General features: G+C 58.9%; 4 protein-coding genes. All 4 read left to right on the forward strand.

Translation table 11 applies throughout. The features are described 5' to 3' along the window. Nucleotides 1-4 precede the first annotated feature (4 nt). Entirely contained in the window at nt 5-400 is a 396-nt protein-coding gene (locus AB1J88_RS13310; RefSeq protein WP_430291237.1) for a YbaN family protein, read from the forward strand. 118 nt (nt 401-518) lie between these two features. Then, the gene (locus AB1J88_RS13315; protein WP_430291238.1) at nt 519-4,526 is read left to right on the forward strand and encodes an RCC1 domain-containing protein; all 4,008 of its coding nucleotides are present in this window, start codon (nt 519-521) and stop codon (nt 4,524-4,526) included. 70 nt (nt 4,527-4,596) lie between these two features. Beyond that, nucleotides 4,597-5,508: an Ig-like domain-containing protein gene (locus tag AB1J88_RS13320; protein WP_430291239.1), complete on the forward strand. Its 912-nt coding sequence runs from the start codon at nt 4,597-4,599 to the stop codon at nt 5,506-5,508. Between the two features lie 638 nt (nt 5,509-6,146). Further along, nucleotides 6,147-11,804, forward strand: a complete 5,658-nt coding sequence (locus AB1J88_RS13325) for a hypothetical protein (RefSeq protein ID WP_430291240.1) — start codon at nt 6,147-6,149, stop codon at nt 11,802-11,804. Nucleotides 11,805-11,821: the final 17 nt, after the last annotated feature.

Here is an 11,821-nt window from a genome sequence, read left to right on the forward strand (position 1 = left end):
GCCTATGGACAACCCCATAGGCAACCGCCCCCTGATGTTGCGCTACTTCCTGCTGGCCATCGGCTGGCTCAGCGTGGCATTGGGGGTGATCGGGATTTTCCTGCCGGTTCTGCCCACCACCCCTTTCCTTCTGCTTGCTGCGGCCTGCTTCGCGCGCAGCTCTCCGCGTTTCTATCAATGGCTGGTCGAGCATCCCCGGCTCGGGCCATGGATCCGCGACTACCTCGATGGCAACGGCATACCGCTCAAGGGCAAGGTCTACGCGATCGGGCTGATGTGGGTGAGCATTCTGTTCTCATGTTACCTGGTGCCGCTGCCGTGGGCGCGCGGGTTCATGTTGACCAGTGCGGTGCTGGTGACGGTCTACCTTCTGCGCCAGAAAACCCTGCACAAACGCTGAGCGCTCAGCAACCGTTTGTCGAAAAACCCTGCTCACCTGTCAGATCTGACAGTAGCCAGGCGATCGACTTCAATCCTTAAATCACTCCGTCGCCCATCCCTCGACAGGAGTGTCTGCCATGTTGAAAAAACCTGCGAAAAGAATTCCCGCGTTGGCACTCGCCGAGCTGGAAATCCCCGACAAGCAGCTCGAAAAACTGTCTTCCGGTGAGTGGGGGATCAATTGGGCCGCAGCGATGGGGGTACACCCCGAAAAAGGATTGCAGACTTACATTTTGCCATGGAGCGAGATGGGCATCGGTGACGACGTCGAACTGTTGAAGGATGGTAACGTCGTTGCTCAGACCACCATCAGGGAAACTGCCGAGGTGAATCAGCGCGTGACACTATTCGTCGCCCCCCGGCACGCCCGGACCGGCTCGCATACCCTGAATTACCGAGTTAAACGAATCAATCAAGCGTGGGAATCCCAGAATCCGCCGACCCCAATATACGAAAAACTCGAAATTCCGGGCGGGCAAGATACGTTGCCAGGCCCCGGCCACTCCGGGCTGTATATGTATATCGATCCGGAAATTGTCAATGGCGGCGTGGATAAGGACATCGCTGAAGAAGGCGTGCCGATTATCGTCCGCGCTCAATCCGGTTCCGGCGTGCCTTATCCTGACATGGCGGTCGGTGACAGGATGAAGTTGACGTGGGGTGGAGTGTTCAAAGAATCCGAACCGGTCACCGCCGAGCAGATCAGTGATCCCGTCAACAATCCGATCGAAATCGTGGTCGACAAAGCCATGATCGAGAAGGCCGGCGATACCGATGATTCAGGCCTTGCTGTGAGCTTCATTGCTTTCGACATCACGGGAAACGTCGCAGAAGACTGGTGCACGGAAACCCGGATCGTAGTCTCGGTGGGTACAAATCTTCTGCTCGCCCCTATTGTCGCGCCGGCCATCAACAACGTGCTTGATCTTGAGAAATTAGGTGACGACAACGTCGTCGTTCAAGTGGTAGCCAGAGCCCCGGACTTCAAGCTTGACGACAAAATCGAACTGAAGATGCGCGGCACCACGGTAGAGGGCGATCCGATCGAGGCCGTTGCTCCCTTGGTGACCATTGACAACTTGCCACACACCTACGAGTTGGTAATCCAGAACTCGGATGCGCGAAAGCTGGCAAAAACCCAAGCCACTTTCTCTTACCGCCTGATACGCGATGGAAGCGCAGACCCGCTTCGATCCAAGGGCCAGTTCGTGCAGATTGTGGGCGAACCGGATCAACTGGCCGCACCAACTTTCGATGATGAGGAAAATGGCGCTATTGACCCCGAACTCACTCAAACCGCTTTTCGGATTCCACACAATCCGATTATTGAAGTAGGCATGGCAATCGAAATTGGATGGTTCGGCAAGCGCCCCAATGGCACCATCCATAACCCAAGCTTCGACTGGTATTTTCCGGACAAGGACGAAGTGAGCAACGAAGATGGTTTTGTCATTCCTATCGACGGCATACACATTTCCACCCTCAACGGCGGAACTGTCGACGGGTCCTATACACTGCTTGCGGACGAAGACGGCGAAATCATCAGGCGCCGCTCTCGAACCGCGGCCCCCGTCAAGATCGGCGAACCGCAGTTCGAGCTGGTGCAGCCCATCGTTCTGGGAGAGCAGAATGGTGGACTGGAACCCGGCGACCTTCCCGCAGGCGCCAGTAAACTCACTGCGCCAAGACCCACCGGTACGCCAAGCAAGTCTGGCGACATAGTCACCTATAATTGGGATGGCGAGGTCACAGGCAAGAAAGAAGACTCCATCACTCTCAACGCCCTCTCGGCCGACAAGGATGTGCCCTTCACGCTGAATGCCGCCTTCGTAGCGGCACACATTGAACCCAACCGCGGAAAGAAGATAACTGTCACTTACCGGATCTGGCGCAAGGAAACCGATACCACCAGCTACTCTAATCCGTTGACCTTTGTCGTCGGCAAGGCAGAGCAACCACTGCTGGATCCAGCGGAAGTGGTGCAAGCCCCCGGTGGAATCCTCGACCCCGCCGATGCCCCGGACGGTGCAACCGTCAAAATTCCCGCCAACCGGCCAGAAAACGCCGGCGATCATTTTTACATGACGTGGGCCACAACGGACGGAGTGACCGTGCACACGGATGACAGATCCGTCAGCTCAAACAACCAGGGCAAACCCGTCGAGTTCACGGTTGCGCAATCCATCCTGCTCGCCTGCCTGAACAAAGATGTGGTGATCAGTTATTACGTAGCATTGTTGGAGGGTGGCCAGGCCCCCGGTGCGGATTATCCGCTGAGAGTCGAGGCAACGGAGTTCAAGCTGCCAGACGCCACGTTCAGGGAGGCAACCGGTCTTCAAAATGATCAGTTGAACCCCGCCGATGTTTATCCAGACGGCGCAACGGTGGTGATACCGGCAACCGCCCTTCTGAAGGCAGACGACGAAATCACGGTAACGGTCGAGGGTCAAACCACTACCACGTATCCGCATACCGTGACGTCCGCGCAAGCCGACAAAGAGCTGGCCGTGATCAAGGTGCCGCATAGCGTGATCAACGCCAACGACGGGCGAAGCATCGCCTTGAGCTACGAAATCAAACGCAAGGCCGGCGGAACCGATGGTCCTTCCAATCCGACGGTCTACGATGTGCGCAAGGTGATCGGCAGCGGCAAGTTACGGGTCATCGGGGCGCGTAACAACAAGGGGATTTATCGGGAGAGCAGTTCCAGCTGGCTCATATCTGCCTTCAACGCAGACACCTTGCAACGCGTAGAGGCAGAGTGGAAATATGCTGACGACAGCACCTGGACGAAAGCGCAGATCTGGGCTGATACCGACCCGTATGCTCCCTTGCAAGTTCGCACCAGCGACGACCAGGTCACCCTGAACAGAGTCAATATATTTGGCACCGGCGGCCCTGGCACTCCCGCCAATGACGGGGCATTCGTGGCGCTGCGGGACAGGAACAATCTGGCAGCCTGGGGTAACCCATTGAATGGCCAGAAAATCCCGCCAACCTTTCAGACGTTCACCGACATTGCCAGAGCGGCTTGTTCAGGCAGTTCTTACGCGGTGATTCGCACCAACAATTTCACCGTGGCATGGCCCGGGACTGCAGGTCAGGGTGGAGAAATGGGCACGGTGGACCCTACGAACTTCAAACTGCTTGCGGGCAACAGCGTTGCAATTGCGGGCATCAAAACCGATGGAACAGTCCATGCCTGGGGCACCGCTGACAAAGGCGGAACCCCGTCCGCCGAAATCCTGGCCTTGAGAGATGCAGTCGAACTGACGCCAGCCGGAAATGCTTTCGCCGTCCTCAGAGCGACCGGCCAGGTGATGGCCTGGGGAGGTGGAGTGGGGTTCGGCGGTGTTGTACCTCCAGAGATCGCCAGCCTGACCGATATCAAACACGTGATCGGCAATGGCTTCGCGTTCGCTGCACTTCGGAACAACGGCAGTGTGGTCGCCTGGGGTGATCCCGTGAAAGGCGGCGCCGTATCCGACGATGTCGCCGGCCTGACCAACATCAAGGCGCTTGCCTGTGCAAATGCTCAAGCCTTTATCGTCATGCTCATGAGCGGACAAATCGCAGGCTGGGGGCCCTCAACGTATGGCGGGGAACTGCCCGCCGATATCCGCTCCCTGACGGATGTCATCTCAGTGGTCTCCAGTTCGAATGCGTTTGCAGCGCTTCGACACAGCGGTCACGTCGTTGGATGGCCCGCGGCCAATTCGGGTGGCCTGATACCTGACACGATCGCCGGCAGGGACGATCTTGTTCAATTGGCCGCTACCGCTGGAGCGTTCGCCGCTGTGTGCAAAGATGGAACCGTCGTGGCCTGGGGAGACCCGTTGCTCGGCGGAGATACCACGCCCGTCGCGGACAAACTGCTCAACGTCACCGCCATCTACGCCAACCGTCATGCTTTTACGGCGCTCACTTCCGACGGCGAAGTAGTGACCTGGGGCAATGCTCTCGCCGGCGGCGACAGCAGCGCCGCTCAAGACCGGCTCAAAGGCCAGGTGTCGTACTACGCCAATGCGGCCACCCGCGGTCTGGCCCTCAAGGCCAGTCGTTTGGCCAGGCTCAACACCCCCTGACATTCTCAACGATGCCTTGCTGTGCGGCGCTCACCCGAGCGCCGCCTATCTGATCTGAGGAGAGGGAGATATGAGCCAGACCAACAACCTGCGGGCGCCGATTGTAAAGGAAGCCCCCCTCGGCATTCTGGACCCGCAGACGCTTCCACCCGACGGGGCGACCGTCACGATAGAACACTGGACGCCCATGAGGTACCTCGATCACGTTTACTTGTTCGTCGGCGATACCTACACCGATGACATGCCGATCAGCGACGGCGCTGTCGGCAAGGATGTCGTGTTCAAGGTCGACGCTTCGGAATTTGTTGCCGACGAAAATGACATCGTACCGATTCGCTACGAAGTGCAGCTGTATCAGAGCACTCGCGAAACTTCGGACACCCTGGATCTGAAATTGCAGACGGGTTTCGTCGCTGCCGCCACACTGGATCTGAGCACTGAAAACTACGTCGCCTGCGTCGACAAGCCCCCGCTTGCGCCTCCGTCGGCAGCGCGCATGACCCGTGTAGCCACGTGGGGTCAGGCGCCCTACACCTACGACAGCAGCGATCCGTCGATCGCCAGTGCCGATGCAGAATCGGGCGAGATCACCGCCCTGCGCAACGGCGCCTGCAGGATCCGCGCGACCGACAGCCAGAGCCCGAGCCAGAGCCGCGAGTACCCACTCACCGTCAAGGGTATTCAGGAGGTGCACTTCCTGAGTGCCGGCGCGGATTGGGAGGGCATGACCAGAATTTGTACCGCTGCAAAACTGCAACCGATCACCCTCGCCCAGACGAAACGGCTATGGACGCTTTATTTTCCCGACAGCGGCCCCGTCGCGGACTTCCTCGAGTGGCTGAACTACCCGGTATGGACCGCCGACATCCTTGGCGCCAATACCGCCTGGACTTACGACCTCAACGGTTCTTCGGTCAATGACAACGCCACCAGCCAGGACATGGCCTCGTTCTGGCAGGTTTTGGGTATCTCCCAGACTTGAGCGACTGCGACCAAAGACTTGTGGAGATCGCCATGCGCAGCACATTGCAAATCAGATGTCTGTTCCTCGGATTGGCGCTGTCTGGGCAAATCCCTGAATCTCCTGCGCGCCTATCCGTTTGAATTTCCGATGCCCGCCACCAGACCGGAAATGGGCTGCGGCCGGGCCTGCGCCGTCATTTGACGCCGGCACCTGCGGCTCGGCCGATATCTGTCGAACCCACGGTGGACTTCGCCGCTTTCACCCCCTCTCTACAAACTGGAGACGGGCTGGTAGGGGCTCGATACATTCAACGCGATTATTTCCAGGTCACGGGGCGCTTCCTTCCGGTCGTGCGTGTGCTGTTAACGGCAGCAGCTGGTTCGACGTTCACTTATGACGTCGAGGATCACGCTCTGGGAGATTCGAGCACGCAGGCTTTATCGACAGCAACCCCGTTCCAGCCAAGGGCGATGCGGGACGATCAGCGGTGATGGCCCCGCAATCCAGAACGGCTACGCACGCAGACGATGATCCTGAAACCGTTGGTCGAAAGATCCTGCGCACCTGTCAGATCTGACAGTACCCCTCTCCCCGCCCCTCAGGTTCAATAAAAAACCGTCTGCGATCCCATTGCGTGCTCGTTCAGGAGTTTCGTCATGCTCAACCACAGTCCGCTTCTGTTTCCCCATCTCGACCAGCCCGTCACCCTGGCGCTTCGGCCCATGCAGATCAGCGGCGCAGTCACGCCAGTCGAGGAGGCCGATGGCGGGATCAATATTGCAGTGGTCGAGGAAAGCGCCAACGGTGTGCTGTGCGTAATCGTGGCGTACCTCGACATGCTGGAGGGTGATGAAAATGTCGTTTACTGGGACGACGTTCCAGTGCTTACCCGAAAGGTTGAGGCGGGGGAAAAAGACACACACCTGTTCTTTTACCTGGACAAAGTGCTGTTCACTCCCGGTCTGCATGAGTGTTTTTATGAGTTGACCCGGTTCGGCGAAACCGCGCCGGACGATCCCTCTGTGGTGTCGCTGTTTTTCGTCAAGCTCACCAGCCCCGGTGGCCGAGACAGGGAGCCTCATCTGCCCGACGGGCACTCCGAACTGCACATCGCGCAATTGCCACAGGAAATCATCGATCAGGGCTTGATCGACGCAGAGTGGGCAAAAAAAGGCGTTCCCCTCACGGTTCCTGCTTATCCGGAAATCAGGGTGCGAGACACGATTCTGATGCGCTGGGGCAGCCATACCCTGGCGCCGCATCTCGTCACACTCACGCAGGCGGAAGGCAAGGATCCCATCGTGATCGTCGCCACACAGGAAGACATTCTGGCCGGTGGCGACAGCGCGGCACAGGAAATCAAGTACGACGCTCACGATGAAGTATGGAACTGGTCTTCCCGGCACTCCAAACGCACGCGGATCGCCGTCGACGCCGGCGCCTGGCGTCTGGCTGCCCCGATTATCAAGGAGTCGGTCAATCAGATCATCACGATCATCAACTTGAACAAGGAGGACGTCACGGTCCAGGTCCACATCCAGGGCTCGGATTTCGCACTGAACGACTCTGTGAAAATGACCTGGATCGGCACCCCCTTCACCGGAAATCAGTTGATTCACACCGAAACCAGACTGGTGGTGAACATTCCGAGTGTCATGGAATTCAAGGTGCCGTACGCGCAAGTCCGCGCCATCGCCATGGGCCGGGCTGATGCCTCCTACGTGCTGACGAAGGCAGACGGGAGTCCGCCATTATCCTCCAAACGCGAATTCGCCGACGTGGTGGGTGACGTTTCGATGCCGGACGCACCGACGATTCTCGAGTTGCTGGGTGACCTACTCGAGTCGGACAGGCCCTACGCCACGGTACTGATCAAGTACCTGAGCATTGCCAATGGCGATCTGGTCGCCATTCACTGGATAGGAAAAAAGTCCAACGATCAGCCCTATGTCCATGAACTCACGCACACCGTCAGTGCCAACGAGGCGAAGGAAGGCTTTTTCACTGCTTACGTCGACGCAGAGCACATCGGCGTGCTCGACAACGGCAGTCTCGATCTTTGGTACACCGTGTCCAATGACAAGTCGGAGCTCTTCGGCGTCAGTGATTCAGAGCATCTGTTGGTCAAGGTGCAAGCCGTCACCGCGACACTGCCCAGGCCCGAGGTGGAGGAAGCCGACAAAAACCCCGATGTGCTCGACCCTTCCAAAGTCTTCGATGTCGTCCACATTCTCATTGAAAATCCGCCGACGCAAAAAGACGACATCGTGACCTGGTACTGGCAAGCGACCCACCCGTTCGGCAACACCAGCGACTGGCTGCCCATCACCTCGCTGAGCGCCGGTAAAACGCTGCGATTTCGAGTGCCCGCGAACTTCGTGACGATCAGTAACGGGCAGTACGTCAAGGTGCGTTACTCGTTAAAGCACGCGTCCACAGGTTTATACAGTCACTCCGCCGTACTCAATCTGCTGATCGGGTCGCTGGTAGGTGAATTGCCACCGCCGCAAGTCAAACAGGCACCGAACGCCGTACTCAAAGCAATGGATGGGTTGAACGGGGTGGACGTCAACGTCAGCTACGACAGTATGGATCCCGCCCTCGATATCATCCCCCTGCACTGGATCGGAACGCCAGGCGCCGGTACATCGACAGATCTTGAGTTCCCCGGGCACAGCAGTGGCAGCGTGGACGTTCATCTTCCCCCAACGCTCATTGGCCCCAACATCAACAAAACCGTGGACGTGAAGTACTTCGTGCGCCGCTATGGCCACGAGACTGAATCAGAGTCGCTGGGCCTGAGAGTCACGGGATTCGACGACCCTGAGAAGGATCTGCCTCGCCCCGACGTATCTGAGTCAGACAGCAACCGGATCCTGGATCTGATGACGTTCAACGGGAACGCCACAACGCTCGTTGCCAAGTGGCATTACATTGCCCTCAAACAACGCCTCTGGCTCAAGGTGGAAGGCAAGACAACGGCGGGCGGCGACTACGTCATCCGGATGCTCGAGGGCGACGAGATCACTCCGGCGCAGGTCGGCAGCGGGCTGAATGAAATCCTGCTCAGAAGCGAGTTGATGAAACTGGGGCATTCCTCACCGGCAAACGTGATTTGCAAAGTCTCGTTCGATGGCAGTGCTCAAGAAGCCGATGCGATTGAGTTTCCGAGATTGCCGCTGACGATCAGAACCCGATACGACTGGGTGACGCCGAAGATCACCCATGTGACTGACGTCAATGGAGAGGTTGTAGAGGGTGGCGAGACTTTCTTTGAGCAGGTAACTATCGAAGGCTCTGCGACCCGAGATGAGACGGTCGAGATTTTCGATGGTTCGACCTCGCACGGCAATGCTGATGTTGGTGCCGATGGCGTCTGGCGCAAGCGCCTGCTCAACCTCCAGATCAAGGATTATCACATTACAGCCCACGCTCTATATGCAGCTGACCCGGTTTCCAGTTTGATCCGTGCCTTTACGGTGAAGGCGGCTGTTCCACCCAATATCACCGATATCAGAGACTCCAAGGGCAGCGTGCCGCACAACGGCACCACCTTCGACACCAGCGTCACCGTCACTGGCAAGGCCTGCCCCGGACAAACCGTGCAGCTCTACGACGGCACCACCGCCGTCGCGCCCGTCACCAACGTCGATGCCAATGGCGACTGGAGCAAAACCTTCACCGGCCTCAGCGTCGCACCGCACAACATCAAGGCCAAGGCACTGTATGGGGTGCAACCGGAGTCCGCAGTTCGGACCTTCACCGTCGCACAAACCGTGCCCCCCACCATCACCAATGTCACCGATTCCAAGGGCAGCGTGCCGCACAACGGCACCACCTTCGACACCAGCGTCATCGTCACCGGCAAGGCCAGCCCCGGACAGACCGTGCAGCTCTGCGACGGCACCACCGCCGTCGCGCCCGTCACCAACGTCGATGCCAATGGCGACTGGAGCAAAACCTTCACCGGCCTCAGCGTCGCACCGCACAACATCAAGGCCAAGGCACTGTATGGGGTGCAACCGGAGTCCGCAGTTCGGACCTTCACCGTCGCACAAACCGTGACCCCCACTATCACCAATGTCACCGATTCCAAGGGCAGCGTGCCGCACAACGGCACCACCTTCGACACCAGCGTCATCGTCACCGGCAAGGCCAGCCCCGGACAGACCGTGCAGCTCTACGACGGCACCACCGCCATCGCACCCGTCACCAACGTCGATGCCAATGGCGACTGGAACAAAACCTTCACCGGCCTCAGCGTCGCACCGCACAACATCAAGGCCAAGGCATTGTATGGAGCGCAACCGGAGTCCGCTGTTCGCAGCTTTACTGTCGCGGTCTCTTTGGCTCCGTCCATCACCAATGTCACCGACTCCAAGGGTAGCGTGCCGCACAATGGCACCACCTTCGACACCAGTGTCACCGTCACCGGCAAGGCCAGCCCCGGACAGACCGTGCAACTCTACGACGGCACCACCGCCGTCGCACCCGTCACCAACGTCGATGCCAATGGCGACTGGAGCAAAACCTTCACCGGCCTCAGCGTCGCACCGCACAACATCAAGGCCAAGGCACTGTATGGGTCGCAACCGGAGTCTGCAGTTCGGACCTTCACCGTCGCACAAACCGTGACCCCCACCATCACCAATGTCACCGATTCCAAGGGCAACGTGCCGCACAACGGCACCACCTTCGACACCAGCGTCATCGTCACCGGCAAGGCCAGCCCCGGACAGACCGTGCAGCTCTACGACGGCACCACCGCCATCGCACCCGTCACCAACGTCGATGCCAATGGCGACTGGAACAAAACCTTCACCGGCCTCAGCGTCGCACCGCACAACATCAAGGCCAAGGCATTGTATGGAGCGCAACCGGAGTCCGCTGTTCGCAGCTTTACTGTCGCGGTCTCTTCGGCTCCGTCCATCACCAATGTCACCGACTCCAAGGGTAGCGTGCCGCACAATGGCACCACCTTCGACACCAGTGTCACCGTCACCGGCAAGGCCAGCCCCGGACAGACCGTGCAACTCTACGACGGCACCACCGCCGTCGCACCCGTCACCAACGTCGATGCCAATGGCGACTGGAGCAAAACCTTCACCGGCCTCAGCGTCGCACCGCACAACATCAAGGCCAAGGCACTGTATGGGTCGCAACCGGAGTCTGCAGTTCGGACCTTCACCGTCGCACAAACCGTGACCCCCACCATCACCAATGTCACCGATTCCAAGGGCAGCGTGCCGCACAACGGCACCACCTTTGACACCAGCGTCATCGTCACCGGCAAGGCCAGCCCCGGACAGACCGTGCAGCTCTACGACGGCACCACCGCCGTCGCGCCCGTCACCAACGTCGATGCCAATGGCGACTGGAGCAAAACCTTCACCGGCCTCAGCGTCGCACCGCACAACATCAAGGCCAAGGCACTGTATGGGGCGCAACCGGAGTCGGCAGTTCGGACCTTCACCGTCGCAGTTCACACCGCTCCGTCGCTCGATTCAGTACGCGACTCCCGTGGTGAACTGTTGAACAACGCTACGACCACAGACACTTCAGTCTCGTTGCAAGGCCGGGTAACGCCTCTGCATCAGGTTCAGATCTACGATGGAAGCACGCCAAAACACTTAGCGACGGCTCTGAATACAGGCATCTGGAGCACCACACTCGCAGTAGGATTGGGTGGACATACCATCACCGCACGGGCTGTAACGACCGGACAGGCGTCAAACGCACGAAGCTTCACCGTCATCTCACCGATTCCGCCACTGACCATCAACCCGGCCCCCATGAGTCTGAATGCCTGGCACTTCAGGGATGGCAACACACCAACCAACCCTCCTTCCGGCGCCTTTGGCGACAGATCGGCAAGTGGCGGCGTGCCTCCCTACAGATATGCTTCCAGCAACCCCAACGTTGCGGAAGTCAACATCAGCAGCGGGCGCGTCATTTCCAAGGGCAACGGTTCGGCAACCATCACGGTTACGGACGGTGCCAATCAAACCGCCAGTTACACCGTCACCACTTCAAACGTGGACCATTTGTTTGGCACAGGCGTCTTCAATACCTACACCCAATGTGCAAACGCGGCGGCCGGTATGGGAGGAAGAATTCCTTCTCTGGCCGAATGGCGAGCCTATATCAATAACTACGCCGGTCAACGCACCATCGAGGGCTGGTGCTGGGCGTCTGACTCGGGCGGCTTCGCCAAACGGATGGTGATCTACCCGGCCACAGGCCAGACTGAGACCCGACCCGATTTCGGTGGCGCCGGCGCAACCGCCGGTGGCGTAGGCATTCGACGCGCATAAAGGCCAGGCACAAAAAA

The sequence above is a fragment of the Pseudomonas sp. S8 genome, from assembly GCF_050473925.1.
In the GTDB taxonomy this organism is placed as follows: Bacteria; Pseudomonadota; Gammaproteobacteria; order Pseudomonadales; family Pseudomonadaceae; genus Aquipseudomonas; species Aquipseudomonas parakoreensis.

What these genes read in the sequence shown, in the direction of transcription:
- AB1J88_RS13315 (WP_430291238.1), top strand. Translation starts at nt 519, where the DNA reads ATGTTGAAAAAACCTGCGAAAAGAATTCCCGCGTTGGCACTCGCCGAG.
- AB1J88_RS13325 (WP_430291240.1), top strand. Translation starts at nt 6,147, where the DNA reads ATGCTCAACCACAGTCCGCTTCTGTTTCCCCATCTCGACCAGCCCGTC.
- AB1J88_RS13310 (WP_430291237.1), top strand. Translation starts at nt 5, where the DNA reads ATGGACAACCCCATAGGCAACCGCCCCCTGATGTTGCGCTACTTCCTG.
- AB1J88_RS13320 (WP_430291239.1), top strand. Translation starts at nt 4,597, where the DNA reads ATGAGCCAGACCAACAACCTGCGGGCGCCGATTGTAAAGGAAGCCCCC.